Source organism: Myroides odoratimimus (assembly GCF_004337635.1).
Lineage (GTDB): Bacteria > Bacteroidota > Bacteroidia > Flavobacteriales > Flavobacteriaceae > Flavobacterium > Flavobacterium odoratimimum.
Map to the genome: position 1 here is coordinate 3,586,426 of NZ_CP037427.1, position 25,332 is coordinate 3,611,757.

28 protein-coding genes are annotated in these 25,332 nt (G+C 34.4%); 7 read left to right on the plus strand and 21 right to left on the minus strand.

The window, feature by feature from the left end:
• Positions 1 to 788 precede the first annotated feature (788 nt).
• From E0Z07_RS16295 to E0Z07_RS16310, 4 genes are all read right to left on the minus strand, one after another.
• Positions 789 to 1,727, minus strand: coding sequence for a ParB/Srx family N-terminal domain-containing protein (locus tag E0Z07_RS16295; RefSeq protein ID WP_006258257.1), 939 nt, complete (start codon positions 1,725 to 1,727; stop codon positions 789 to 791).
• Positions 1,728 to 2,243: 516 nt separating this feature from the next.
• Positions 2,244 to 2,729, minus strand: a complete 486-nt coding sequence (locus E0Z07_RS16300; RefSeq protein WP_006258259.1) for a GNAT family N-acetyltransferase — start codon at positions 2,727 to 2,729, stop codon at positions 2,244 to 2,246.
• 7 nt (positions 2,730 to 2,736) lie between these two features.
• Positions 2,737 to 4,173 (minus strand): multidrug transporter subunit MdtD, encoded by a 1,437-nt coding sequence (gene mdtD / locus E0Z07_RS16305; protein WP_006258261.1) that lies wholly within the window; start codon positions 4,171 to 4,173, stop codon positions 2,737 to 2,739.
• Positions 4,174 to 4,848: 675 nt separating this feature from the next.
• Positions 4,849 to 5,523, minus strand: coding sequence for a hypothetical protein (locus E0Z07_RS16310; RefSeq protein ID WP_131540996.1), 675 nt, complete (start codon positions 5,521 to 5,523; stop codon positions 4,849 to 4,851).
• A gap of 127 nt (positions 5,524 to 5,650) precedes the next feature.
• On the opposite strand from E0Z07_RS16310, the gene E0Z07_RS16315 reads away from it, so the two are divergent.
• Both E0Z07_RS16315 and E0Z07_RS16320 read left to right on the plus strand, forming a co-directional pair.
• Positions 5,651 to 6,106 (plus strand): hypothetical protein, encoded by a 456-nt coding sequence (locus E0Z07_RS16315; RefSeq protein WP_006261552.1) that lies wholly within the window; start codon positions 5,651 to 5,653, stop codon positions 6,104 to 6,106.
• 67 nt (positions 6,107 to 6,173) lie between these two features.
• A complete protein-coding gene (locus E0Z07_RS16320; protein WP_006258265.1) occupies positions 6,174 to 6,893 on the plus strand; it encodes a VIT1/CCC1 transporter family protein in 720 nt (239 codons plus the stop codon).
• A gap of 91 nt (positions 6,894 to 6,984) precedes the next feature.
• Here the strand turns inward: E0Z07_RS16320 and E0Z07_RS16325 are convergent, their stop codons facing one another.
• Positions 6,985 to 7,812, minus strand: coding sequence for a helix-turn-helix domain-containing protein (locus E0Z07_RS16325; RefSeq protein WP_006261554.1), 828 nt, complete (start codon positions 7,810 to 7,812; stop codon positions 6,985 to 6,987).
• A 309-nt stretch (positions 7,813 to 8,121) separates the two neighbouring features.
• Here E0Z07_RS16325 and E0Z07_RS16330 point away from each other — a divergent pair, with 309 nt between their 5' ends.
• Positions 8,122 to 8,346, plus strand: coding sequence for a hypothetical protein (locus tag E0Z07_RS16330; RefSeq protein WP_225602624.1), 225 nt, complete (start codon positions 8,122 to 8,124; stop codon positions 8,344 to 8,346).
• Between the two features lie 233 nt (positions 8,347 to 8,579).
• Here E0Z07_RS16330 and E0Z07_RS16335 read toward each other — a convergent pair whose 3' ends face one another.
• The 8 genes from E0Z07_RS16335 to E0Z07_RS16370 form a co-directional block, all read right to left on the minus strand.
• On the minus strand, positions 8,580 to 9,995 hold the full coding sequence (locus tag E0Z07_RS16335) for an outer membrane beta-barrel protein (protein ID WP_131540997.1): 1,416 nt from the start codon (positions 9,993 to 9,995) through the stop codon (positions 8,580 to 8,582).
• Complete coding sequence (locus E0Z07_RS16340; RefSeq protein WP_006258270.1) at positions 9,992 to 10,561, minus strand: RNA polymerase sigma factor; 570 nt, start codon at positions 10,559 to 10,561, stop codon at positions 9,992 to 9,994. Before E0Z07_RS16340 ends, E0Z07_RS16335 begins: the two co-directional genes overlap by 4 nt.
• Before the next feature lie 51 nt (positions 10,562 to 10,612).
• Positions 10,613 to 11,197 (minus strand): DUF4840 domain-containing protein, encoded by a 585-nt coding sequence (locus tag E0Z07_RS16345; protein WP_006258271.1) that lies wholly within the window; start codon positions 11,195 to 11,197, stop codon positions 10,613 to 10,615.
• Between the two features lie 346 nt (positions 11,198 to 11,543).
• Positions 11,544 to 11,762, minus strand: a complete 219-nt coding sequence (locus tag E0Z07_RS16350; protein WP_006261560.1) for a hypothetical protein — start codon at positions 11,760 to 11,762, stop codon at positions 11,544 to 11,546.
• Between the two features lie 11 nt (positions 11,763 to 11,773).
• Positions 11,774 to 12,877 carry a porin gene (locus E0Z07_RS16355; RefSeq protein ID WP_006258273.1) on the minus strand — a complete coding sequence of 368 codons (1,104 nt, stop codon included), beginning with the start codon at positions 12,875 to 12,877 and terminating at the stop codon, positions 11,774 to 11,776.
• Positions 12,878 to 13,306: 429 nt separating this feature from the next.
• A complete protein-coding gene (locus E0Z07_RS16360) occupies positions 13,307 to 14,479 on the minus strand; it encodes a PepSY-associated TM helix domain-containing protein (RefSeq protein WP_131540998.1) in 1,173 nt (390 codons plus the stop codon).
• A gap of 3 nt (positions 14,480 to 14,482) precedes the next feature.
• Positions 14,483 to 16,822, minus strand: a complete 2,340-nt coding sequence (locus tag E0Z07_RS16365) for a TonB-dependent receptor (RefSeq protein ID WP_131540999.1) — start codon at positions 16,820 to 16,822, stop codon at positions 14,483 to 14,485.
• Between the two features lie 130 nt (positions 16,823 to 16,952).
• Positions 16,953 to 17,474, minus strand: coding sequence for an NAD(P)H-dependent oxidoreductase (locus E0Z07_RS16370; RefSeq protein WP_131541000.1), 522 nt, complete (start codon positions 17,472 to 17,474; stop codon positions 16,953 to 16,955).
• A gap of 115 nt (positions 17,475 to 17,589) precedes the next feature.
• On the opposite strand from E0Z07_RS16370, the gene E0Z07_RS16375 reads away from it, so the two are divergent.
• From E0Z07_RS16375 to E0Z07_RS16390, 4 genes are all read left to right on the plus strand, one after another.
• The gene (locus E0Z07_RS16375) at positions 17,590 to 17,964 is read left to right on the plus strand and encodes a winged helix-turn-helix transcriptional regulator (RefSeq protein WP_041892752.1); all 375 of its coding nucleotides are present in this window, start codon (positions 17,590 to 17,592) and stop codon (positions 17,962 to 17,964) included.
• 444 nt (positions 17,965 to 18,408) lie between these two features.
• Entirely contained in the window at positions 18,409 to 18,807 is a 399-nt protein-coding gene (locus tag E0Z07_RS16380) for a transposase (RefSeq protein ID WP_131541001.1), read from the plus strand.
• An 80-nt stretch (positions 18,808 to 18,887) separates the two neighbouring features.
• Positions 18,888 to 19,361, plus strand: a complete 474-nt coding sequence (locus E0Z07_RS16385) for a DDE-type integrase/transposase/recombinase (RefSeq protein ID WP_131541002.1) — start codon at positions 18,888 to 18,890, stop codon at positions 19,359 to 19,361.
• Between the two features lie 23 nt (positions 19,362 to 19,384).
• Positions 19,385 to 19,627, plus strand: a complete 243-nt coding sequence (locus E0Z07_RS16390; RefSeq protein WP_131541003.1) for an integrase core domain-containing protein — start codon at positions 19,385 to 19,387, stop codon at positions 19,625 to 19,627.
• 62 nt (positions 19,628 to 19,689) lie between these two features.
• Here the strand turns inward: E0Z07_RS16390 and E0Z07_RS16395 are convergent, their stop codons facing one another.
• The 8 genes from E0Z07_RS16395 to E0Z07_RS16425 all read right to left on the minus strand — a co-directional run bounded on the left by E0Z07_RS16395 (position 19,690) and on the right by E0Z07_RS16425 (position 25,319).
• On the minus strand, positions 19,690 to 20,247 hold the full coding sequence (locus E0Z07_RS16395; RefSeq protein WP_006261565.1) for a Smr/MutS family protein: 558 nt from the start codon (positions 20,245 to 20,247) through the stop codon (positions 19,690 to 19,692).
• A complete protein-coding gene (locus E0Z07_RS16400; RefSeq protein ID WP_006258285.1) occupies positions 20,240 to 20,494 on the minus strand; it encodes a hypothetical protein in 255 nt (84 codons plus the stop codon). Before E0Z07_RS16400 ends, E0Z07_RS16395 begins: the two co-directional genes overlap by 8 nt.
• Position 20,495: 1 nt before the next feature.
• Positions 20,496 to 21,143 carry a pyridoxamine 5'-phosphate oxidase gene (pdxH, locus tag E0Z07_RS16405; protein WP_039330045.1) on the minus strand — a complete coding sequence of 216 codons (648 nt, stop codon included), beginning with the start codon at positions 21,141 to 21,143 and terminating at the stop codon, positions 20,496 to 20,498.
• A gap of 11 nt (positions 21,144 to 21,154) precedes the next feature.
• A complete protein-coding gene (locus E0Z07_RS16410) occupies positions 21,155 to 22,063 on the minus strand; it encodes a ribonuclease Z (protein ID WP_006258287.1) in 909 nt (302 codons plus the stop codon).
• A gap of 100 nt (positions 22,064 to 22,163) precedes the next feature.
• The gene (locus tag E0Z07_RS16415; RefSeq protein WP_006258288.1) at positions 22,164 to 22,505 is read right to left on the minus strand and encodes a hypothetical protein; all 342 of its coding nucleotides are present in this window, start codon (positions 22,503 to 22,505) and stop codon (positions 22,164 to 22,166) included.
• 799 nt (positions 22,506 to 23,304) lie between these two features.
• A complete protein-coding gene (locus E0Z07_RS18340; RefSeq protein WP_233445998.1) occupies positions 23,305 to 23,892 on the minus strand; it encodes a hypothetical protein in 588 nt (195 codons plus the stop codon).
• A gap of 33 nt (positions 23,893 to 23,925) precedes the next feature.
• On the minus strand, positions 23,926 to 24,240 hold the full coding sequence (locus tag E0Z07_RS18345; RefSeq protein WP_230486167.1) for a hypothetical protein: 315 nt from the start codon (positions 24,238 to 24,240) through the stop codon (positions 23,926 to 23,928).
• Between the two features lie 152 nt (positions 24,241 to 24,392).
• Complete coding sequence (locus E0Z07_RS16425; protein ID WP_006258291.1) at positions 24,393 to 25,319, minus strand: aspartate carbamoyltransferase catalytic subunit; 927 nt, start codon at positions 25,317 to 25,319, stop codon at positions 24,393 to 24,395.
• Positions 25,320 to 25,332: the final 13 nt, after the last annotated feature.

Genomic DNA, 25,332 nt, shown 5'->3' on the forward strand with positions numbered 1-25,332 from the left:
TATGAAGCGTCTTTACTGGGATTAGGGTAGGTTGATTATTTTATATTTTTATGTATTATAAACATAAGCACCTAATTATAAGAAACATATACAAATAAGGTAAAAATAAAAAACTATCCTTTTTTAATGGATAAGAGGCTAAAAGAGGTTTTATGGACTAAAAATAGCTTGTAATTATAGTTAATTAGAATTGATTAGGGGTTTTTTAAAGCAATTAAGGGGTGTATTTAGTAAAAAACATGCTTAATTATACTGCGGATGTATTACATACATCACTACCATTGCGTGCCGATAGGATGGGATTCTTCGCAAGCTCAGAAAGACATAGCATACGGGGTATTGTGAGGATGTATGTAATACATCCCTACCGTTGTGTGCCGATAGGATGGGATTCTTCGCAGGCTCAGAAAGACATAGTATACGGGGATTGTGAGGATGTATGTAACACATCCCTACCATTGTGTGCCGATAGGATGGGATTCTTCGCAGGCTCAGAAGGACATAGCGTACGGGGTATTGTGAGGATGTATGTAATACATCCCTACCATTGTGTGCTTATAGAATAGGATTCTTTGCAGGCTCGGAAGGACATAGCGTACGGGGTATTGTGAGGATGTATATCATCCCTACCATTGTGTGCCGATAGGATGGGATTCTTCGCAGGCTCGGAAGGACATAACGTATGGAGTATTGTGAGGATTTGTGATAGTGTAAAGATATTGGTTTATAAAAGACAATTTACTTGAACGAAACAACAAAAGACCAAAATCACAAAAACTATAGTAAAATTACAGCTCATCTTGTAACTGCTTAATATACTTCTCTCTTTCAGGATAATCAATGCGTTCTAGATATTCTGTTACCTCTGAGAGCCATTCTTCATTGGACTTGATCTTTACTCGAGCTACTGTTTTTTGTTGGAAATAAGGTCTATCGTCAAAAGCCTGAGCCAAATGCTGATTCATTGACGCTGCTGTTTGTGGACTTACGGGTTTACCTTCTGATTTAGCTAAAGAATGTAATATTCCTCGCTGATAATCAGGGTTCATAATAGCTTCTTTATACTCTCCTGAATAGGCTAATACTACTGGGATTTCTTTCTTTTCTAAGATAGCTGCTCTTAATCTATAGTTGCCATCTATAATCCAATATCCTCCAAGAGAGGGGATGTGCCATGCGAATATAGGCGGTAGTGTTCCCTCTATCGCTTTCTTGCGCCACCATTTTAGACGACCGGAGTATTCAACTACTTGACGTGAGTATAACAACTCTCTATCCCAAGAGGCATAAGTAAAGGCATCAAAGTCATCTTCTACGGCTACAGTCGTTCCATAATTAGGTGGTGAGGCAAAGTCTTTATATCCTTCAAAAAGCCAAATAGAGTCATAAAAGAAGTGCTTATCTGATGACACCATTTCTTCCGCAAAATAGCGAGACCATGACTTTAGTCTTTCTTCAGTTGATAGCTCTTTGCGCTTCTCTACTTCTTGGGAATTGATATTCTTAATCAGTCTACTCTCCTCTTCGAAAGTTCTTACTAATCCTATATCACAGAAGTCTCTGCTGATTAGTCCCCACATCACTGGTTTATCTTCACAGACCAACTTCATCTTCCAATTCGAACCACTCAATAATTGCATTGTAGGAGGTGTTAATCCTTCTACGGTTAATTCTAATGCTTTCCATTGTTTACGTTCATCTGTGATATCTTTCCAATAATATTTCATGGGGTGTATTTTATTGAGGTAGTAAAGGTAAGGTGTTTTTATTGAAATGGGTGCGAAGTCGGAAGACTTCGCACAGCATACAAGACGTGATAGCGATTGTGTGACACGCATAATAATGCGTCACTACATGATATGCTATCCTAATTGCCGAAGACAAACATTCGATAATTCAAGCGGAACATAAAACATTAAGTACTTAGATTGTGTGACACGCAAAATATTGCGTCTCTACATAATATGCTATCCTAATTGCCGAAGACAAACATTTGATAATTCAAGCGAAACATAAAACATTAAGTACTTAGATTGTGTGACACGCATAATAATGCGGCTCTACATGATATGTTATCCTAATTGCCGAAGACAAACATTCCATAATTCAAACCTAATACAAAACATGAAGTAAACATCTAGTGTGTGTTTTAAGCACTTAGATTGTGTGACACGCATAATAATGCGGCTCTACATGATATGCTATCCTAATTGCCGAAGGCAAAAACTGTAAACTGTTAACCGTTAACTGTTAACCATTAACTCAAACCTTCTCTTTCCTTCTACCTCGTAATCTGATACTTCTACGAAGCCGATATTTGCCATCATCTTTAGAGACTTTTCGTTTCCACTACGGGCGATGCCCACTATAGTAGTTACCTCAGGTTCATTAGCTTTGATAAACTCCATTAAGCCCTCTGTTCCCTCTTGTCCATAACCATATTTCCAGAAGTCTCTTCCTATAGAAAAGCCTATTTCTACAGCTGTTGGAGATTCAAAGAAGTACATCGCAGTTCCGATTAATACCTCTGTATCTTTCTCTATCACCGCCATTCTCATTTTGGTTCTACTGTCCCATTCTTTATGAGCTTGAAGCACCATATTCTCTGCTTCTTCTATCGTCTCAAGAGGTTTACTTCCTCTGTATTGCATCGCGTCTTTATCAGAGTAGATGTATAATAATTGTTCTTTATCTTCTATGATTAATGGTCTAAAATATAATCTGTCCATGGTATCGTTAATTTGTTTGTTGTTTTGGTTCCTTGTATTCTCTTTTTTCGACTAGGCTTGCTCCTGCTTCTACATTTAATCTTGCAAATACACGACTAGATAAGATGGTGATAATTCCCATGACTAAAAAGGTGTATCTAAACACGTCTATTCCTTGATCATTGGTCCCAATACTGCTATTTTGGAACATCACTAAGATCATCGCTGAAATAGAAATACCTAAGCTAATCGCTAACTGCTGAGTAACAGAGAGTAATGTATTCCCTTCACTCGATGTATCACTGTCTAAATCTGCTAATGCTATGGTATTCATAGAAGTAAACTGTACTGCATTAAATGCTCCGTTGCAAATCATCAAGATCACCAATATCCACATTGGGGTATTTTTATTGATAAAGAAGAAACAAGAGATGATTATTCCGGTCAATATTGTATTGACAATCAATGTATTTCGATAACCAAACTTGCGTACAATAGGTACTACAAAGTTTCTAAACACTAGATTAGAGCCTGCCTGAGGAATCATCATTAACCCTGCAAAGAAAGCAGAATACCCAAAGCCGACTTGTAGTAATAAAGGAACCATTAGAGGCATTCCTCCTACACCAAAACGAGTAACAAGATTACCTACCAGCCCTATTCTCAACGTTTTTATTTTTAAAAGGCTCAGTCTAATTAAGGCTTTTGTAGTCTTCTGTGCATATCGAATATAGCCTATCACACAGATTATAGTCAGCACGGCTAACAACAATAAAGTTACTGCTGTAAACTGTGGTGAGTTCCAACGCTCGATAATCAAAGTAAGTGTCGTCAGTCCTCCACTGATCAACAACCAACCTTTCAAGTCAAATTTGCCTACTGTATTCTTAAAATTAGGCACAACCTTTCTCGCCCAGAAAAGAGCTATAATTCCCACAGGCAGATTGATTAAAAATATCCAATGCCAAGAGAACTTCTCTACTAAGAATCCTCCTGCTGTAGGCCCCAACATTGGCCCAATCAATACAGGTATCGTAATAAAGTTAATAATACTCAACAACTGATCTTTAGGATAAGCGTATATTAAAATTAGACGAGCGACAGGTACTAACATAGAACCACCGATAGCCTGAAATATACGTGCCAAAACGAGTTGATCTAAGGTATTCGCTATAGAACAAAACAGAGAGCCTGCGGTAAAAATACCAATCGCTAACATCAACATATTACGTGTACCAAAGCGATCTGCTAACCAGCCACTCAAAGGAATAAGCAGAGCCACAGTAAGAGTATAAGACACGATAACACTCTGCATCTCTAAGGGAGACTCTCCTAAACTCTTCGCTATAGAAGGCAAGCTGGTATTAAGTATAGTTCCATCCAGCGCTTGCATAAAGATGGCTAATGCAGCTAGCCAAGGCAAGTGCTTTTTTACTTTTGGGTCTTCGACGATCCCTATTTCCATAATGTTGTTTACTTAGATTAATGAATACTCATCGCTTAGCTGAAGTCTTTATAGGATCGGTTATTCTCTACTTATTAGGACAAACTATATCTCTTAATCTCATGTACTTACTCTTCTTTATCTCTTCTAAGCAAAACCATCCACGATGATATACAAATATAAATAATCCTATTCATTCCGTTACTTGTCCTATGACAAGTTCAGTCTAAAAGAATACCAAAAAGACCTCAGCTCTACTAATAAAATCACAACATTACTTCAATTAATGTACCGAATAGAAGTATATCTTATTTTTTATACAACAAATTCAGTTGAAGCTCATTTGTATAATTTAGTAAAACTTTAGGGATTTCATTGGTTAACAGTGAACGGTTTTAAATCGCGTTTAAATGGCTATTAATCTTGTGAAGTAATAAATTGAAGTGAGCTATTAAATGTAAATAAACTTAAAAGCAATATAGAGATGGAATACCTTCCATATAACACATAATATATCATCCACATTGTGTTCTGACAAAATATAAGATAAACTAAACTTCCCCTTTATTGCTCTAGATTAGGTACACTAGCAGTATTCATGATATATACTAATTCAGACAACGTTCCTCAGCAACAATATCGCGTGGATACTTCACAAATCCCCAACCGATCAAGTGACCTAAAAGAGATAAATGCTTAATGCCTCACTTGATAAGGATACCAATCAAAAGAGGTCTCATGAAGTGCAAAGAAATGCGTTGGCAAGACTAGTCCGATAGCCTCTAGCCCTTTCTGTAAAGCGGTAGTGTCTTCTAATTCTTTTATTTCGGCACCAATCATCTGTTTATACTCTCCTGCCAATTCATCAAAGTAATACACCTTCATCTCTCCATCGAAGACTACTGCTATTTCTTCATCTATATCACCTCCCCACATCTCACACTTATAGTACACGAAAGGTTGTTTTGTCTCTTCATTTAACTGTTGTAAGAAAGCGAGCAACTTACACTGTTCTAATGTAAGGTTCAAAGACAATACCATTGGAACAATCTCTATATGTTCTAAGAATTGCCATTTGTTCTTTTTATATTCAGCATAACTTGCATAAAACGCATTGGCCTTATCATCATAGGCTGTTCTACTCATAGAAGGATTGATAACGAATAGTCCATCCTGAGGTAGGCTGTGTTTAATATGCTTTCGTTCGTGATGTTCATTCTCAAAGAAAATTTCTCTGGTCCATTCGCTTCTGATTCCCTTTTCTAGTGTATCTATTTTAAATAATCCTTGTCTTAATTCTTCTATTTGTTGCAAGCGTTCTATCACTGTGGTATTCGCGATAGTGTACACCTGTTCTGCACTCCAGCTCATAGTATCTATTTTAGGCTAAGATACAATTATCCGTTTTTACCTAAAATAGGTTTGCTAAAAATTGTCTTGCTAATCCTTTGCTTTATTTGTAACTTGCTGTATAACAAAACAACACTTAACTATTCTTATGGTACAGTCTCAATATAGTTCAAGAATTATCAAATTATTATTGATTTTACTTATTATTGCTTTAGTACTTTTTACCCTATTTTACTTTATGGCAGATGATGCACAGAGTGGCCATGTTGGCTTCAAAAGTCATTATGGCTTCGTAGGAGGAGTTACCTTAGGGTTAGTCTTATTTGTATTTAGTTTTTCATTAACGATGACGATGGTCAAGGATATCACAATCCAAGAGAATGATATCTTAGTCAGAAACCTTATTGGAAGCAAAAAGAAATTTTACAAACCAAATACAGTATGTGTGCTAGCACATACTAAACGAGTTTTTCTAGGAGCTACAGAATACATCGTACTTCAAGAAGGAGAAAAAAGCACAAAGATATTTGAGTTTAGTTATAAAAACTTCGAAGAAATAAAACAACATCTCAATATAGATGTAGAAGGAAAAAGGAGAGAATAGTGTCAAAAGCACTACCTCTCCTTTTTTCTTAAAACTTCTTTTTTAAAAAATACGAAAACACACTAAAATGAGCGATAAAAAAGATAAAATAACGATAGACAACTATCTAGATAGTCATTATATCAACCGAAGTAATTGGCTTAGGGCAGCTGTCTTAGGGGCTAATGATGGTATTATATCTGTATCGAGTTTAGCGATAGGTGTTGCGACAGCTAGTGCATCAAGAGAACCTATACTACTTGCCACAGTGGCAGGGCTAGTAGCTGGTGCATTATCGATGGCTGCTGGAGAATATGTATCTGTAAGCTCTCAGACGGATATAGAGAATGCGGATATAGAAAGAGAAGCAAAAGAACTTGAAGAAATGCCTGAAACGGAATTAAAACTTCTAGCACAGATCTATGAGAGGCGTGGATTAAAAAAAGAAACAGCTATGCAAGTAGCTATTGAATTAACTGAAAAAGACGCTCTAGCTGCTCATGTCAGAGATGAATTAGGTATTAATGAAATCAACCAAGCTAATCCAATGCAAGCAGCTCTAGCCTCGGGTGCATCATTTACTATTGGTGGAGTACTCCCCCTTGGGGTAGCCCTATTAGCACCTGTAGACGAAATGGAATATTGGCTATATGGTTTTACGATTGTATTTCTAATAATATTAGGGGCATTATCAGCTAAGACTGGCGGATCAAGTATCAAAAAAGCAGTACTCAGAATCGTTATCTGGGGATCTATAGCAATGGGACTATCAGCTCTAGTAGGTTATCTCTTTGGTGTGAATGTATAAAATACTCCTTGCTGTAAATACAAAGAGAACTTAGTACTGATACTAAGTTCTCTTTATATATTAATCAAACTTTTCTAAAAGTTCTAAATAGCTACTTATTTCTATACCCTAAAGGAGAATCTCCTATATGTAACTTAAAAAAGCGATTGAAGTACGAAATATTATCAAAGCCTAGTTCATAAGCACATTCTTTTACAGTCATATGACTGTGTTTTAATAAATACTGAGCCTCTAGTAATAGACGTTCGTGTATTAACTGAAGTGCAGTCATCCCAGTCTCTTCTTTTATGACTTCTGTCAAATGCTTAGGCGTAATACCCATCAAGTCTGCATACTGTTGTACGGTTTTAAGCTCTTTAAACTTCTCTTCTAAGTGTTGTTTAAAAGTATAAGTCAATTGGTACTGTCTATTCATTCCCTTGTGAAAGCCTAAGAGACAATACTCACAAGCTCGGTTGTAATCATACAATATCTCAATCAGCTTCAAGCGAATGATATTAAGGTGATAAGGTCCTTTAGTGTCTAACTCCCATGCGAGATTATTAAAGTTCTGCAAGACCTGTTTAAAAGAGTCTTCTAACTTATACATAGGTGGGTAATCTGCATTTAAGAACAATAACTCATCCACAATCATCTCCTTGACATAATTGCGGTACAAAAAACACTTCCTAAAAAAAATCTGTAAGACTCTAAAGTCATCTGAAGCTTGTCCTCCAAGATAAATTACTTCTGGTGAAATAATAGACATAGAGCCCTCGTGAATGGTAAACTTATGGTATCCTACTTTTAAGTCTATATGTCCTCTAGTACAAAGGATAAGTGTATAGTAATCTTGCTTTTGAGGAGTTGTTAATACGAGATTATCTACTCTTGTATAAAAGTCTATTTCTTTATTTGTTTCTAAACCAACTGTCTTCATCTTCCCTTCTATTTTATCAAACTACAAAATAAAACTAATTAGCAATAGGAGTCCTTAATATTACCTTAAATTCCGTGTTTTGTACTATATCTTCCGACTAATTGTACTCATATTATTTAAGTATGCAAAATTACTCTATTGACTTATTTAGTAAATAAACCATCTAGATAAACACATGCAATATACATTTCGAACTACTTTATTAAAGATAGCTTAATTTCTAATATTTAATGGTGTTATCCACTTTATATTCAGTATATTTATCTACTAGAGAGTAGTTAAAGTTATTTAGAAAATGTCAATATGCCTATGAAACCAATTAGAACGGAAGAAGATTATCACATGGCTTTAGTTAGATTACAGCTATTAAAAGATGCTAAGCCTAATACTCCTGAAGCAGATGAATATGAAGTTATAAATATTTTACTAGAACATTATGAACGCGAAAATGCTCCTATGGGAATGCCAGATCCTATAGATAGTATCAAAATATTTACAGAATATTTTAAAGAAGATCCTGATAAGGAAGAATAATATCTGAAAACGCTTACTTAACTGTAAGCGTTTTTTTTATCTCCTAAAAAAAAGCACCTCTGTAATTTATTACAGAGGTGCAGAGGGTGATAAATTAATTAAAAACATTACTATATATAACCTAACTACATAGTAATATGAACATAAAACTTACTAACACTTTACTTTTCACTTTTCATAGATTTTTGAAGATTGTAGTATATAGACACTTCTACTTCCGACCTTCTAAATGTTTATTCTTTACTTTCTATTGATTTCTTTGAATTAGGGATCGAATAACGCAACCCTAACTGTAAATTAAAATCAAAGGGCTTCTCTGTATAAATAGTTTTAATAGAACTCCCATTATCAAAATAATATCTCGCTCCTGGTTCTACAAAAAGCCCTACACTCTTTGCTAATTTATACTCCATACCTATTGCTACATTTGCAGATGTTTGTATTCCTTTTACAGTTACCTTTTCGTCTGGTCTCTTTTCTACATTCTGATTAGCTTGAAACTTAGTTTTAAGTGTTCCATATACTGACTTCTCTATATGAAAACCACCATTGACATAAGCTGAGAAATTACCTTTCTCCCATAAATTATAATTCACCTGTATAGGCACTCCTACATAATGTAGTGTCTGAGTATTTATAATCTTATACTCTTGACTTCCCGAAGTAAGATCAGAGGATAATTTAGTATAAGTAATACCTGTATTGATTCCCCATTTATCTCCCATAGGATAGTATAACGCTATACCAAAGCGTATAGGCTTCTTATGCGTAATATCGGTATAGACCTCTTTATTCTGATTCACAACATAAATCTCAGATAACACCGCACCTGCCATTCCTAAATCCAAGGGTGCATCAGCTCCTACCTTCATCGCTCCACTCATTGTATTATATCCACTTTGTTGCATACTAGATGTAGAGGCTATATTACTTGATATTAACCCTAAAGAAAAGCCTCTATTCTTTTTTGACTTTACTTCAGTTTTAATTTCTTTTTCCTTTACCTGATTTTCTACAATAGCAGTTTCTAAGTTTTTATGACTTTCTTCTACTAAAGTCGCTAACTGTTCTTGAACCACTTCTTTATCTACTATATTTGGAACTATAGTTACATATTCCTTCTCTTGGTTTACTGAATTAGAATTGTCAGCTACCTCGACAATAGAAGGCTCTCTCCTCTCTTCTATTGCCTTGATAGCATGACTGCTTGCCTTCTCCTTTTCAGTTGAAGTCAAAGCTTTGGTATTTGTGTGTGTTTCTTTGGTAATTATCTCTTCTTCTACCTTATCTAGATATTTATTCTGTCTAGAATTAGGCGTTAACTCAGTCTCTTTAGCATCTATAACAATACTATCTTTTTCTTTATCATCATGCTGTAAAGCACGTTCACTTCTCAAATATAACTCTACACCTCCTACTAACACGATTGCTATAAAAGCCACAATCCCTATAACTCTTTTTAAGTCAATTCTTTTAGGTGCTCCTTTTTTATTTGTTGCTTGCTGTACAGTATCTGACCATAATGGTATGATTTTTCCCTTCTCTTCCCCAAAAAGTTTTTGTTCCAAATCCTCCCACAACCCCTCTGGTCCGATCTCTGTATGATCCTTCATCTTCTGTTCCAGATCATTTAACCATTTATCGTTCATAAGGCGCTTGTTTTGGGTTTATTATATAACTTTATCTTCTGCATGAGTATTTTCTTTGCTCTATGAAATTGAGAAGCTGACGAACTCTCTCCTATTTCTAACAGTCTACCTATTTCTTTATGACTCTTTTTTTCAAAAACATAGAGGTTAAAAACCATTCGGTATCCATCAGGTAAAGAGCGTATCAATTCTAAAATCTCTGACTCTGGTATCTCATCTAAATTAGGTTCTTCTTCTTCAACTACCTCTACTAAATCATCCACTAGAGTAGGAAATTCTATTTTAGTAGTATCTCTAAGAAATTTTAAAGATTCATTAATGATTAATCGTGTCGTCCACGCTTTTAAAGAACCTACTCCCTTATACTCAAATGAGCCAATAGCATTAAAAATCTTGATAAAACTATTCTGCATCACATCTTTTACATCATCCTGACTCTTAAGATATCGCATACATACATAGGTAAAATGTCCTGAATAGAATTCATAAAATTCTTTCCAAGCAGATTGGTCTTTAGATTGTAATCTATCCACTAACCCTCGTTCTACACTATCTTTTTTAGTCATTTGTTGTATAAACATTATGTTTGGATCTAATATGGGTAAAACTAATTCTAATTACCTTTTAACAGATCCTGGAAAAAAATACTTCACTTCTACAAAGTCTTTATCTTCTTTTCCATCTACAGTTAATTTATCTACTACCCATTCAAACTTCACCATATCATATCTATTGGACACATAGACTCCTTTATATTTTGTAGTAATATGCGCTACTAGATCTTGTTTATTATCGTCCATCGGAATTGTGAACTTCAATTCTTTAGGATTCATAGTTAATATTAACGCTGTTCCTGTCTCATCTATTACAGACGTATAAGCAAGGTCATACTTTACCTTATCCATCTTATTTAATATTTCCTCCGTTTTTCTAGCATCTTTAACTACTGACCCTACAAGCTCCCTAACAGGTAAATTATCAAATACAATCAAACTATCATTAATTTTAAAAATTGTATTTTGTTCATTCATCCACTTTCCTTGTAGAGTGAAAGCTTTACCACTATAACTCCCTACTACATCTCCTATCTTAACAGGTTTATTTGGCTCTACATTATTATCATCACTAATACACGATGTAAAACTAATACCAACTAAACTAAATAAGATCGTAAACATTTTAATTCTTCTTACTGCTCTCATTTTACTAGACTTTTAGTTTGTTTAACAATATTTCATAGTGAGTACTCATCTATATAAACCCAACTTTTAAAAATCCTTGCATGATGGAATTAAAAAAAAACTACTTATTCTATATAAATTTACAAAAAACAACATTTAAAACACTACAATACAAGATATTATAAAAACAAAATGTTTTTTTATTTTTTACCAAATAAAAGATAATCCATTACCCTTATCTCATAGTCATAGATGCTTATCTACTCCATTCCCCATCAATTATAACTATAAAAAAAAAACTTGCTACCCTAAATTAGGGCAACAAGTCTTTTTTAATCTACAAGTAAGAATACTTACTCTATTCCTTCTATTTTCGCAATAAATTATCTACCAAATCATACCCTTCAAGATATACATTATGTTCGCCAATATCATCAGCAACAACTTGCATTCTAATCTTTTTACCCTGTTTAATCAACGAGCTAACTATTTGATGTAATTCTCTATCCTCTTCCTCTGATAAGCCTTTAAACAATTGCATTGTTTTGCTCTCCTCATCTATTAATAATTCATTGTACTTCATCATATTTACTCTATTTATAATTTAAACAACGGCACCATCCATCTCACCCCTACTGCTATCTGATGCTCATTCTTATCTGCTTTAGAAACTTCATAATTCTTATAATCATAATTTAAAAAGTTATAAGCTGCAAAAAGTCTAAGATCCTTAAACGCCTTATCATTAAATGGATTATACTCTATAGCTGTAGAGACTCCCTTTAAAGCATAAGACACATTACTCTCAAGGTCTTTTCTATAATTATACATCACTTTTACATAAGGAGTCACTTTATGGAACTTATACTTCACAGAAGCTGTCGTCACATTATCCTTCACATATGCGATTCCCTTGGTACCTGTATTTAAGTCTGTAAAAGCGGCATCGCCTACATTTCTAAAACCATACATCCAGTCTACCTCTGCCATAAAGTTATTTAATGTCAATCTATTCCCCATAGTTACCCAGCTGTAATACTTCTTCGCATCATGTTGAAATAACGCATATCCATAGCGCGTTTTCAAATGTTTTTTAAACAATTCTCCTTCCCATAAAAACAATCCTCCATAAGCCTTATTTTTATAATCTTCTGCTGCAAACTGCTCTCCCTGAGAGACCATCTGTAACTTAAAAGACTGTCCTTTTACTTTATAAGCAACACTAGCTCCAGGACTAAAAAGCTCAATAGATCCAATGATATTCGTAAACATATATAGATCAGCACTGTTATAAGACAACTCCGTAGATCCCCAAGCAGTAAACTGTTTTCCCATTCCTACAGTCCAATGGTCATCAATATTATACTCTAAGAAAGCAAACTCTAAGGCATTAGACGCTACTGACTCATTCAGTCGATATCGAAGTGAGTAGGTAAGCTTATTATTATAATTCCCTTTTAAATAAACTCGTGACTGTACTAATCTAAACTTACTATCAGAGGTTCCTGATCCACTTGTCTTAGTCAAGTTCTCGTACTTTGAGTCTAGATACACTTCTAAGGTATTCACTTTCTTAGGCGCATCGGGGTTAGCCTGCTGTGTCAATACACCTAATAAAGTTGATTCTTCTTTTTTTTCATCTTGAGCCATCACACTTATCGTTCCCAATAGGATTGCACAGATTGTATATTTAATATTCATAGTTTGGTAGATTTTTAAAAAGTTTAATATAATTCTTTTTTAAACATCATTAACAAAACTTTACCATAATTATACAAATATGAGTATTCTAAAGATAGAAGTTCAGACTCTCAAATAACACAACATAAAAAGCAATTCTATTTATTATGCTAAATAAACTCAATATTTCAATCAACAATAATCACCTCTATATGAACAGATACAGATCATTCGATAACTTAGAACGTCGTATCAAGATAATTACCAATAAGATTATGACAAAAAATAGGTATCCTCATTTTATCTATATAAAACTATGTTTTTAACAAAACTTATTGTATCTTTATAATGTTGTGTATTAGTATGAATTTAATGAAGAATCACTTTTTATGCCTAGGTGGGTGTATTAAGTGATTTTTTTATACAAAAAAAAGCCGTTAGTAAATGTTACTAACGACTCCTTTTTTTACTTTTCTTTTGTTTGTTCAACCAAATTATCAATCCTGTAACTGGTAAGGAAGCAAATATAAGTGATCCTATAAAAGCGAGTATCTTAGTAGGGTATCCCCATATCGTGCCTACGTGTAAATCGAAGTTTAAAGAATTTACTTTAGTGCCTAAAGCTATTGATGTATAAGTATGATCTTCACGAGTGACTATATCTCCTGACTTTTTATCAAAATACAACCATTCGAATTTACTCGTCTTATCCTGTTCTAAACGGATCTGTAAACTATGAGGCTCTTTCTCATCCTTAGATAAACGGATAGACATCATATCGGCATAACCGAACTTATCTAAGGCATAAAATACCGCATTGTCTAACGTATTACTTGTTATCTGAGGTACGGTATAAAAAGCAGTAGATTCCATTACCTGAAATTTATCTTCATCTACTTTATTAAGTGTTATTTCTACTGCTGATCTAAACTTAGGAAAGGCAAATAATACACCTGTCATCCCTATCACTATAGCTAATAGGAAGGTGTACATACCCAACAAATTGTGCAAATCATGATTTAACCGCTTCCAATTGACAGAAAAATCAAATACGAAACTTCGTTTAAATGTCTTACCCTTCCACTTTTTAGGCCACCATAAGATCAGACCTGTAATCGTAATAACCATAAATAACACTGTACTTCCTCCTACTACCCAACCTCCTATTTTACTTCCTAATAGCAGATTGCGGTGTAACTGTAACACGACATAAAAAAACTCTTTCTTTGTATCTTCTACTTTCTGAACTACACCTGTATAAGGATTTACAAATATTCTTTTATAAAAAACTACTTCATTCCAATATCCTGTTGCATTCTTATCTGTCTTGAGTGCTCTAAACACCCAGGTTCTATCTTTAGCAGGATAAATATCTACTCTATTTATAGGGTATTGCTCTCCTACTGCTTGCTGAGCTATACTTTGAAGAGATGAGAATGACAATGTTTCTCTATTATAGTCACTTAAATTTTCCGTATCATCGATATAAAAATTATTTGGATAAACAATTTTCTTTATATCATCGTGAAAGACATAAATACACCCCGTAATACTTACGATGACAATAACAATTCCCGTTATTAATCCTAGCCACTTATGCAGCCATAGCATAAATTTCTTCATCTACTAGAAGTTGTATTGTACGCTTAGATTAGCCTGCATTCCATTTCCTCTCACATACTCTGCATCAGTCCCTCTGTATTGGCTCACTACTGGATAATACGTTTTATTAAACAAATTCTCAATACCGACATTTACCTTCCACGCTTTATTTAAGATATAAGTAGATGCTAAATTAAACAAACTAATGTCTTTTACAGGTCCTTCACTATTTTTATAACCTCCTTTTTCATTAGGATTAAAGCGATTTCTACTTCCTGAATACAACCAATATAACTGTATATTTAATTTATCTGATGCAGTATAATACACAAAAGCTGTCGCTTTAGGTGGTGAGATACGTCCCCCATTTAAGTATACTTTACTTCCATCGTCGAACTTTGCCTTTCCCTCTACATAAGCATAAGTTCCCCCTACTGTCCACTGTGGCGTTAGTGCGACCTCAGCAGTCACTTCGAATCCGTGTACTCGCTCAGGTTCACGCTGTGCTACTAAATATCCTCCTATATCTACTAAATTAGCTCCTAACTTAGATGTGCTTAAAAAATATGACCCTGTAAAACTAAACATAGAAAACCTACTAGAGAACCCTACTTCGTAGTTATTCGTAATAATTGGTTCTGTCTCTAGCTTGTCTAATGTACTCTCTGTTGCTCTTCTTAAGATTCGCCCTAATTCATTAATAGCAAATCCTTGAGAAAAACTAATAAAAGGGTTAAAATACTCATATTTATTATAGCGTAACCCTACGTTAAACAATGTTGTTTTGTAAGGAATTTTACCTCCTTGAACGAAAATACTTCCCTCGTTATTAGGCCCTGTAGCGATCGTATTAAAATCATCTATTTTTACATTTGCATTCTCATATCTAACTCCTGTTTTTAGTATCAAGTGATCTACTAAATCTATTTTTAATTGTGCATAAGGCGCAATATTCACCATATCCATTGTAGGGATATACACACGACCATCTGTTAAGTCTTGGTCTGTTTTATCATTTAAAATATCTATTCCATAAGTCACTTCACTCGGCATCTTAAATACTGTAAAAGGAGTATTTAAGTTTAAGCGAATACCTTTCTTCTTAGAGTTAATTCTCGTTTGTCCTGGTCCATACCATGCCGTTCCTTTTTCTACATAGCGGTTCATCGAGCGAAATGAATTCATATATAATGACACATCTAACTGTGTTTCTAAAAACAAGTCATTATTCGTGTACCCCAACATAACATTGTGGTTATAAGGCGTACCTGAGTTTTTACCAGGATCTATCCCTGCTACACCTACCGTTGCTTCACTACCATACTTACCTATCTTACTGATATATCTAGCGTGTTGTGTACTTGTATAGCCATTATAAAAAGCGCGAATAGACGAATTATCATTGATATCATATGTGATTTGAGCGAACAAGTTCTTTTGATACGTATTAGACAGCCCATCTATCTGCCCTAATATCATTCCATCTCCATCTCGTTGTAAACCAGTATAGTCGATAGACGCACCAGCCATATAGTTCCACTTTTTATACTTCCCGCCGAAAGACTGAGATACTTTATATCCTAATGTACCGCTACTGTTCGCTGGATTAAACGAAGTTCCCAATACAGTAGTTCCACCAAAAACTTGTTCTCCTCTATTTTTCTTGGTTATATAATTAATAATCCCCCCAGTAGAACCATTCCCATAAATAGAAGTAGCTCCTTTTATCACCTCTACACGCTCTATTGCAAATGGCGCAATCGAACGTATATCACGAGCTCCGTTCATCAATGGTGTAGATTGTGGAATCCCATCTATTAAGACTAATAGAGGTCTTCCTCTCAGTGTCTGTCCTGACGAAGTTCCCTTATTTGTCGCACTTCCTAGACCAGGTACTAGATTACTTAATATCGTCGAAATATCAGTTGTAACACTCATTTGCTTTTCCATCTCCTTCTGATTAATTATTGTTACAGAAGATGGAATAGTAGCTATATTCTCTGCTCTTCTACCAGCTGTAATAACAATCTCATCTAACGACTCCTCTAATTTCTTTAATACAACTTCAATAGGGTTTTCTAATTTTGTGTTATTAATAGTAACCAATTGTTCCTCGTAACCACTAGCTAAAACCAATAGAGTAGCTTCATTTGTTGTTATAACATCTATGGTCAGCTCTCCTTTACTATCCGTTTCCCCTATTTTATCTCCATTAATAATAATCTCTGCTCCTCTAATTCTATTTAAACTTGAATCGCTCACTTTCACTAAAAAAGTTTGAGAAAGTACCGAAGTACTAAACAGTAAAATAGTTAAATACACTGCTTTAGTGAACATACTAGATAATATATTTGATGATAGCATAATGTTTATATGTTGTTATAATTATTTCATTTCGCAGCAAAAATAAATAATTATTTATATTCATTCTATTTAATACTGTTTTTTTACAAAAAAAACGTTAGTAAATCATACTAACGACTTGTCTTTCTGCTTATTTCTTCAATAATTCCACATATTGTTTTACAGCTTCACTCACTTCTTGCTCCGTAGGTCCATACGCATTATTTAACGCTACAAAGCCTATATAGTTCGCATCGATATACTTGATAGTAGCTATTACAGGTAATAAAAACTCTTCCACTGTAAATCCGTAATGACTATCTTTTACATAAGACTCTTTTACACCATCAGTAGTGGTTACTATACCCATTTTTTTACCTACTAAAGCACCTTGTTCTACTCCGAATGCCCAGCCATAAGTAAGCACTTCATCTAACCATAACTTCAGTAAACTAGGTACATTAAACCACTGTGTAGGGAACTGAATGATTATTCTATCGTGATCTAATAACAACTCTTGTTCCCTCTCTACATCTATCTGCCCATCGGGATAAGCCTCATAAATATTGTGAATTGTAAGTTGTACATCTTTTGGCAATGCTTCTAACAATGCTCTGTTCGAATTTGACGCTTCGTAATTTGGGTGCGCCAATAGTATTAATACTTTCTTCATTGTAATGATTTTCTTAATTAGAGTTACTCTCTTTTGGAGAGCAAATGTATTACCTTTGTATAGGCTAAACAAGAACGTACGCCTAAGTAAGATACTAACCTCCAAGTAATTAATAATGAAAATCAATAAGTTAAATCTAAAAAATATTTTAGAAGCAGATACATGTCCTATTAGATTAGTACTCGACAGAATAGGTGAGAAATGGTCTATGCTTATCCTTCTCCTATTAAGAGATCAGGGTGTAATGCGTTTTAATGAAATAGATAAAGCAATAGGAGATATTTCTCAAAAAATGCTCGCCAAAACTTTAAAAACCTTAGAAGCTGATGGTTTTATTACGCGAAAAGTATACCCTACAGTACCTCCTAAAGTAGAATATACACTTACTGAACTTGGATTAGACTTAGTACCCTATATCGAAAACATATCAGTCTGGGCATTTAATAATTTAGAGACAATTCTAAACAATAGAAAAGAATTCGAAAAGTAATTAATATAAACTTCTCTGTCTATTTTCTCTTCACTCGATTGGCATAGACATATCACAAATACAACTAATAAATCATAACAGGAACACTTAAACTAAATCTATAAAGCAATTATATGTATTACACAACGTATATCTCCACAGTGATGTTGGCGCGGACTTGAATCCGTGTCATACATTCCACACAGTGATTCCATCACAGTAGGGATGTATTACATACATCCAAATAAAACATCCAAGGATGTTTTCATAATGATTACATGTCAAATATGGTAATATGGATTACATGCCGATAGGACATAATATCCATATAGTATATGCCGTATATATACAAAAAACGACAATACAGCCTAGCCATATTGTCGTTATATTTTATATCAAGAGTCTATTAAAAAAGAACTAATGTACGTCTCTGATATAGGTTGACCATAAAAAGTCAATTTATTTATGAGAGTCAATGTCCAAAAAATCAGAAAATATCGTGTTTATTCAGAAGAATTTAAACGAGAAGTAGTCTCCTTATTTGAGAAAGGCACCTATAGTGTGGTTCAATTAAGTAAGATGTATGAAATTTCTAACTCTTTAATTTACATATGGATATATAAATTTTCTATCTTTAATGAAAAAGGTCAAAGAGTTGTAGAAATGAAAACAAGTAATGTACACAAACTAAAAGAACTAGAACAAAAGGTAAAAGAATTAGAACGTATAGTTGGTCAAAAACAAATACAAGTTGATTTCTATTCCAAATTAATAGAGATAGCTAGTGAAGAATTAGATTACGACATACTAAAAAATTCAAACACCCCACAATCGACTGATTCCGCAAAGAAAAAGAGCAAATAGATTACTCTTTAAACAGTTTATATCGCACAATAGGTATTAGTAAACAAGCTGTTAATCAGTACTCAAAAAAACAAGAAATATTGGATACTAAAGTATCAGAACTTGTCATAAAAGTTGATAAACTGCGTAGTGAACATCCTGGTTGTGGGGTTGCGAAGATGTATGATACTTTAAAACCCGATTTTATAGGTAGAGATCGTTTTATAAATATCTTTATGAGCTTAGGTTACCGTTTACACAAACGTAAAATTATATTAAAACAACAACGGCATCTAAAATCTACTAATCTAATTAAGGGCTTAGAGGTAAACGCACCATCGATAATATGGCAATCAGACATAACTTACGTTAGAGTGGGTAATCTTTTTTATTACATCGTTTTTATAATTGATGTTTATACAAAGAAAATTGTAGGTTATCAAGTATCAGATAATATGCGTGCTCAAGCCAATATAAAAGCCCTAAAAATGGCTATAATGAATAACAACCCTCCACAAATACATCATTCTGATACAGGGGGCAATATACCTCTAAAGGATACATTAATTTATTAAATAAAAGTGGTTCTAAGATAAGTATGGCACTATCAGCACAAGATAATGCTTATGCTGAACGTATTAATAGAACAATTAAAAATGATTATTTAGAACCTTGGGATCCAAAGAATTTTAATAGCTTAAAACAATGCGTAAAAAAAGCTGTAGAACATTATAATAACAAAAGACCTCATAATTCAATCGGTAAAATGACTCCTGTTGAATTTGCAAATAATTGGTTTGGAAAAAGTACTTTTTCTAAACCAATTATTACTATCATTTAATAATGAAATTAATACATAAAACGGTCAATCAAATTTAGGGATGTACATAATTCCTAATTAACTTATCTGACGTTTTGTTTAAAGTAAATCTGTGTAGCACCTAATCCATACTTCTGATAATTCGCATCCTCAGCTACTATCTCCGCATATCTACTGAATAGAAACTCTAGCTCAGCCTTTAGGACACCCTCGCCTACTCCATGTATAAATACAATACGAGGAATGCGATTGCGGATAGCGAACTCCACCTGACCTCTAGCTGTATCTAACTGTAGTGTCAGCATATCGTGCTTTTCCATACGTCTATAGTCATTCGTAAGCTTCTCTATATGTAAATCTACTTCTAGGATAAACTCATCCTTACGCGAACGTTTTTCCTTCGTAAAGGAACGTTTTATAGGATCCACCTTATCTTGTAGTGCTTCACTAACCGAACTTCTAGTACTAGCCGAACGCATATCTACCTCATCCTCTTTAGCTATTTTTAAAAGCTCATTCGGTTTATACGTTAATACAAAACCATCTTTAGATTCTATAGTTACCTCATCTCCTATGATATTAATGACAACTCCTTCTTCGTTCTCATCTAATACTTGTACATAATCTCCTTTGCTAAGCATCTTTCTCTTCTTCTTTTGCTTGATTGATTAAATCTTTTTTTATACCTGCATCGAACTCACGTTCTGCTGGTCCCTGTTGACGAGTGTTACTAGGTGTCTTTTGCATCAATCTCGCCATGGAGAAAAAGAACAAGGCTACACCCACTACTTGCACCCATATTTTTGGTTGGTCCTTAGAACTTTCCATTAACGCCCATCCCATAAAAAACAGGGTTGCGATAGTTAATACGATCTTTGCTATTTTCATACTACGGTGCTAGTCGTTCTATTTTCCAATCTAAACCATCTTCTGTCAATGTATATCGAATACGATCGTGAAGACGATTAGCTCTTCCCTGCCAAAACTCAATAGACACAGGTTTTACTACAAATCCTCCCCAATTCTCAGGGCGTTTTACCGTATCATCAGTTGCTTCTTTTTCTAATTTATTGATAGCATCTTCTAGTACTTGATGATTAGGGATGACCTCACTCTGATTAGATACGATAGCACCTAATCGACTTCCTAAAGGACGACTATCAAAATAATTATCAGATTGAGCAGCACTAGCCTTACTAGCGATACCTTTGATAATAATCTGACGCTCCGCAGAAGGCCAAAAGAATGATAAACACAAATGCGGATTAGCGATAATAGCCTTTCCTTTCTCAGAGTTATAATTTGTGTAAAATACAAATCCCTCTTCGTCATAAGACTTTAAAAGCACTACTCTAGACTTCGGAAAACCATCCAATCCTATTGTAGATACCGTCATGGCATTTACCTCATCTACTCCACCGAAATCCTCTATCTCATAAAACCATTTCTTGAATTGCATCATTGGGTTTTCGTCTACACTACTCTCTAACAATACACTCTTCTCATACGATTTTCTGTAATCACTTAAATCACTCATATCTAAATCTATTATAAGTCAAACACTTTACCATCGTCTCCATTCAGTATTTTACCACTAAACACAGTCTCTGCTTCTTTCTTAAACAAGGTAATATCATTATATCTCGTAGAATAATGTCCAAGTATTAAAGTCTTCGCATTCGCTAGCTTTGCAATACTTGCTGCCTGCTTAGCAGTACAGTGTTTCGTTCGTTCTGTATAATGCTCTTCACTGTCTAAGAAAGTACTCTCATGGTATAATACATCTACATCTTTAATGATAGGTACTATGGCCTCTGAATAATAAGTATCTGAACAAAAAGCGTAACTCTCTGTAGGCTCTGGATCATAAGTAATATCCTTATTATCCACTACAGTACCGTCATCTAATGTGATATTACCACCACTTTTAATCTTCTGATAATAACATCTATCAATACCTAAATCTTCTATAGCTCCTATGCGCAACTTTCTATCTCCAGGCTTAGTCTCAAAAAGATATCCATTAGTGTACACACGGTGATCTAATGGTATAGTACGCACAATAACCTTATCATCTTCAAATACAACTCTACTCTCTTTACTAGTCTGTTCATGAAAGAATAGTTTATATCCAGAATAAGAATTAGACAATCTCAGCTGCAACAAAGTCACTTCCTTTATGCCCTTAGGTCCATAAATATGCAAATCAGAAGTTCTGTTTAACAACATATACGTTGAGATTAACCCTATCAATCCATAAAAGTGATCCCCGTGCAAATGGGAAATAAAAATATGATTGATACGTTGGAACTTCAACTTATGACGTCTTAATTGTACTTGAGTTCCTTCACCAGCATCGATTAAAAACATATGTCCTCCCATCTCTAAAACTTGAGATGTAGGGTTAGTTATCGTTCTTGGTGTTGCTGCATAACAGCCTAATATAATAAGTTTCAATATTGTCTTGTTTTAATTTTTGAGCTTGTAATTTACAAAAACGACAAGCTAAGTCAAAATAAAAGGCTTAAAGTAATTTAAGCCTTTTGTATATTTTTATCTAAAACCCTAAGTCTCTTTGGATTTCATCCATTTCTATCAAATCATGTGCTTCCTGTAAAGTCGGAGCAATAATCAAATCTCCATCAAATTCATTAAAGTCAATTGATTCTATAACTATAATAAAAGACTTATTAGCTTCCTCCATATGTTGTATCGCTAGAGCCCCAAACTCATCTATATCCTCTTCGGATACAGTATATTTAGCCTTCGTTAAATCTATTATTAAATTAGAATGTACAAGACTATGCTCATACTGCTCTTCTAATTTTTTAAGAAACGTTACTATATCTCCCTCGTCACTCGTTATAATAAGGGTATGCCCTTTTTCTTTTACTTTCATTATATACGCCTTAATTTGATTAAGCGAATATAAAACGAATATAAATACTATCATATAGTAGAGTAAAAATATTATGGAAATACGCATCCGCAATCTATGTCACACTGATGATAGGACATATTACATACATCCAACACAATACATATCCACAATCAACATCCGCAATCGTAGGGACATATTACATTACATCCAACACAATACATTTATACCCAGAAAGCAAATTATTTGATTTACATAATTCTCTTAAATCAAAACAATGAATAAATAGTATTTTTTACTCTTCTCAAAACGAACCATAAAATCCTGTAAAAACAATGGTTCGGCAATTACCGAACAACGCTACAAACCCAATGATAAAAAGGGATACACAAGTTTTATGCGAGCTTTGTTCGGGAGTCCTTCGGAAGAGGTTCGGAAAAACAGGGCTTTTTCCGAACAAGCCCCGAACAAATACAAAAACAAACTGCATATTAGCCCCAAAACACTGAGATGCAAGGCAGTATTAATTCAAATAGAAATTAAATACTAAACGCAAAATGAGATTATTCTAACCTTTAAAAAATGGTACTTTTTAAAGATTCTAAGGAAGGTGAATTTGCTTCTTTTTTAGGTTCAAAAAGCATTCAGATAGGATTCTGATTTGAAGCAAAATACAGCACAAAGATACAAAAATAATTAAGAATTATAAAGTAAGCGTCACTGGCATAACGGCATAAGGTGATATAGACTGTTGTAAACTACAATATGATTACTAGACAATATTTATGAACTAAGGCAGTACAGCTGTGATCTCTTCCCTCTACTTATCGCTTGCTAATAACCATTGGATCAATTCTTGAGTATTCACGATCGTCCAAGAATGTGGATGACGCAACTGAGTATTCATGCAGTATCCTTTATTTGCCGTAGTGATAAGCGTTGCCTGCTCATTTCCTAAGCGCCTTAATTCATTGATAAAAGCAGAGCTTTCTGTCGCATTCATACTGGTCAGATCCTCACTTCTCTCATGTATCCACCAGTTTACATCTGGCTCTGTATAAATTCTCAAAGGAAGTTGTCCGAACTTCTTCACTGCAGTCTGATTAGGATCCGTGAATGAATAGGGAGATGTACTATAAAAGGCTTCTAGTGCAGTAGCAGGAGTACCTCCCATCACTTCTTCTATTTTATCTATCATATAGACACTCTCTTCACTAGCATTGTCTACACCTGATAATCTTATCTCGCGCTGACTAGAGTTATAAAAGCGTTCGAAGTCTAAAGGAGGATCAATAGCAAACACAGCATGCGGCTTCGTTATGGTCTCTTGTGCGTACTTAATAGCCGTACTTCCTCCTATCGAAAACCCTCCTATCGAAAACCCTCCTATGAAAAAACGCTGATCCATAAGCTTGTGCTTACTTCTGATATCTTCTATAATTTAACCTAATGTACTCTGACTCGTCTTATCTACTCCAAACGAAAGTACTCCATCTTGCAGACATGAGATAATCACTAGCATACCACTCTTGGCAGCTAATAATGGTAGATCTGTTTCTAACATCACCTTCTCTGCACTCTCTCCAAAGCCTGGTATTAAGACTAAATACCCCTTCCAAGGCAAATGAGAAGGATAGATTTTTGTATAATAGTTTTTGGTCTTATCCTCTTTATCTAAAAAGACTTGTTCTATCTTCTGAGCATGCATAACTGTAGACAGAAGTAATAGCGTAATCGTTAGGATGTGGTTTTTCATGAAGTACATATTGATATTCATTGGTTAAAGATACCTATAATACGCTTATCAAGGAATGAACTATAAAAAAACACCTAATACAGCACAAGGAATATTGTGCTGTATTAGGTGTTCTATAGATATAAAATAAGCCAACAAAAGGCTGGCTTGAATTATTTAATTTTTGAAGCTAATAGATAGGTTACAGCCATACGTACTGCTACTCCATTCTCTACCTGGTCTAAGATCACTGACTGCTGTGAATCAGCTACATCAGAAGTAATCTCTACTCCTCTGTTAATAGGCCCTGGGTGCATGACTACGATTTCTTTATCTAATGAATCTAAGATCTCTTTAGTCAACCCAAACTGTTGAGAATACTCTCTCGTATTAGGGAAATAGCTAAAGTCTAAACGCTCATTCTGAACGCGAAGCATATTCGCTATATCACACCATTCTAGAGCTTTTCTTAGATTAGACTCTACCTTTACTCCTAAACTCTCGATATACTTAGGGATTAAGGTCTTAGGCCCACATACTCTAACCTCAGCCCCTTGCATCTGCAAAGCAAAGATATTAGACAATGCTACACGTGAATGTAGAATATCTCCTACGATCACAACCTTCTTCCCTGCTACATCCCCTAACTTTTCGCGAATAGAATAACTGTCTAATAACGCCTGTGTAGGGTGCTCATGTGCTCCATCTCCTGCATTAATGATACTTGCGCTTACGTTCTTAGATAAGAAATGAGCAGCTCCTGCATCACTGTGACGCATCACTACCATATCTACCTTCATGGCTAAGATATTATTAACTGTATCGATTAGTGTTTCTCCTTTCTTCACTGAAGACTGAGCAGCAGAAAAACTAATTACATCTGCAGATAAACGCTTTTGTGCTAATTCGAAAGATAGTTTAGTACGAGTACTGTTTTCAAAGAAGATATTTGCTATGGTAATATCTCGTAGAGAAGGAACTTTCTTAATCGGACGATTAATTACTTCCTTAAAGTGATCAGCTGTTTCGAAAATTAAATCAATATCATGCTTATTGATATACTTAATTCCTAAAAGGTGATTTACGCTTAATTCTTTCATTGTACTTCTATGA

What these genes read in the sequence shown, in the direction of transcription:
- E0Z07_RS16295 (WP_006258257.1), bottom strand. Translation starts at nt 1,727, where the DNA reads ATGAAATATTATTGGAAAGATATCACAGATGAACGTAAACAATGGAAA.
- E0Z07_RS16300 (WP_006258259.1), bottom strand. Translation starts at nt 2,729, where the DNA reads ATGGACAGATTATATTTTAGACCATTAATCATAGAAGATAAAGAACAA.
- mdtD (WP_006258261.1), bottom strand. Translation starts at nt 4,173, where the DNA reads ATGGAAATAGGGATCGTCGAAGACCCAAAAGTAAAAAAGCACTTGCCT.
- E0Z07_RS16310 (WP_131540996.1), bottom strand. Translation starts at nt 5,523, where the DNA reads ATGAGCTGGAGTGCAGAACAGGTGTACACTATCGCGAATACCACAGTG.
- E0Z07_RS16315 (WP_006261552.1), top strand. Translation starts at nt 5,651, where the DNA reads ATGGTACAGTCTCAATATAGTTCAAGAATTATCAAATTATTATTGATT.
- E0Z07_RS16320 (WP_006258265.1), top strand. Translation starts at nt 6,174, where the DNA reads ATGAGCGATAAAAAAGATAAAATAACGATAGACAACTATCTAGATAGT.
- E0Z07_RS16325 (WP_006261554.1), bottom strand. Translation starts at nt 7,812, where the DNA reads ATGAAGACAGTTGGTTTAGAAACAAATAAAGAAATAGACTTTTATACA.
- E0Z07_RS16330 (WP_225602624.1), top strand. Translation starts at nt 8,122, where the DNA reads ATGAAACCAATTAGAACGGAAGAAGATTATCACATGGCTTTAGTTAGA.
- E0Z07_RS16335 (WP_131540997.1), bottom strand. Translation starts at nt 9,995, where the DNA reads ATGAACGATAAATGGTTAAATGATCTGGAACAGAAGATGAAGGATCAT.
- E0Z07_RS16340 (WP_006258270.1), bottom strand. Translation starts at nt 10,561, where the DNA reads ATGACTAAAAAAGATAGTGTAGAACGAGGGTTAGTGGATAGATTACAA.
- E0Z07_RS16345 (WP_006258271.1), bottom strand. Translation starts at nt 11,197, where the DNA reads ATGAGAGCAGTAAGAAGAATTAAAATGTTTACGATCTTATTTAGTTTA.
- E0Z07_RS16350 (WP_006261560.1), bottom strand. Translation starts at nt 11,762, where the DNA reads ATGATGAAGTACAATGAATTATTAATAGATGAGGAGAGCAAAACAATG.
- E0Z07_RS16355 (WP_006258273.1), bottom strand. Translation starts at nt 12,877, where the DNA reads ATGAATATTAAATATACAATCTGTGCAATCCTATTGGGAACGATAAGT.
- E0Z07_RS16360 (WP_131540998.1), bottom strand. Translation starts at nt 14,479, where the DNA reads ATGAAGAAATTTATGCTATGGCTGCATAAGTGGCTAGGATTAATAACG.
- E0Z07_RS16365 (WP_131540999.1), bottom strand. Translation starts at nt 16,822, where the DNA reads ATGCTATCATCAAATATATTATCTAGTATGTTCACTAAAGCAGTGTAT.
- E0Z07_RS16370 (WP_131541000.1), bottom strand. Translation starts at nt 17,474, where the DNA reads ATGAAGAAAGTATTAATACTATTGGCGCACCCAAATTACGAAGCGTCA.
- E0Z07_RS16375 (WP_041892752.1), top strand. Translation starts at nt 17,590, where the DNA reads ATGAAAATCAATAAGTTAAATCTAAAAAATATTTTAGAAGCAGATACA.
- E0Z07_RS16380 (WP_131541001.1), top strand. Translation starts at nt 18,409, where the DNA reads ATGAGAGTCAATGTCCAAAAAATCAGAAAATATCGTGTTTATTCAGAA.
- E0Z07_RS16390 (WP_131541003.1), top strand. Translation starts at nt 19,385, where the DNA reads ATGGCACTATCAGCACAAGATAATGCTTATGCTGAACGTATTAATAGA.
- E0Z07_RS16395 (WP_006261565.1), bottom strand. Translation starts at nt 20,247, where the DNA reads ATGCTTAGCAAAGGAGATTATGTACAAGTATTAGATGAGAACGAAGAA.
- E0Z07_RS16400 (WP_006258285.1), bottom strand. Translation starts at nt 20,494, where the DNA reads ATGAAAATAGCAAAGATCGTATTAACTATCGCAACCCTGTTTTTTATG.
- pdxH (WP_039330045.1), bottom strand. Translation starts at nt 21,143, where the DNA reads ATGAGTGATTTAAGTGATTACAGAAAATCGTATGAGAAGAGTGTATTG.
- E0Z07_RS16415 (WP_006258288.1), bottom strand. Translation starts at nt 22,505, where the DNA reads ATGAAAGTAAAAGAAAAAGGGCATACCCTTATTATAACGAGTGACGAG.
- E0Z07_RS18340 (WP_233445998.1), bottom strand. Translation starts at nt 23,892, where the DNA reads ATGGATCAGCGTTTTTTCATAGGAGGGTTTTCGATAGGAGGGTTTTCG.
- E0Z07_RS18345 (WP_230486167.1), bottom strand. Translation starts at nt 24,240, where the DNA reads ATGAAAAACCACATCCTAACGATTACGCTATTACTTCTGTCTACAGTT.
- E0Z07_RS16425 (WP_006258291.1), bottom strand. Translation starts at nt 25,319, where the DNA reads ATGAAAGAATTAAGCGTAAATCACCTTTTAGGAATTAAGTATATCAAT.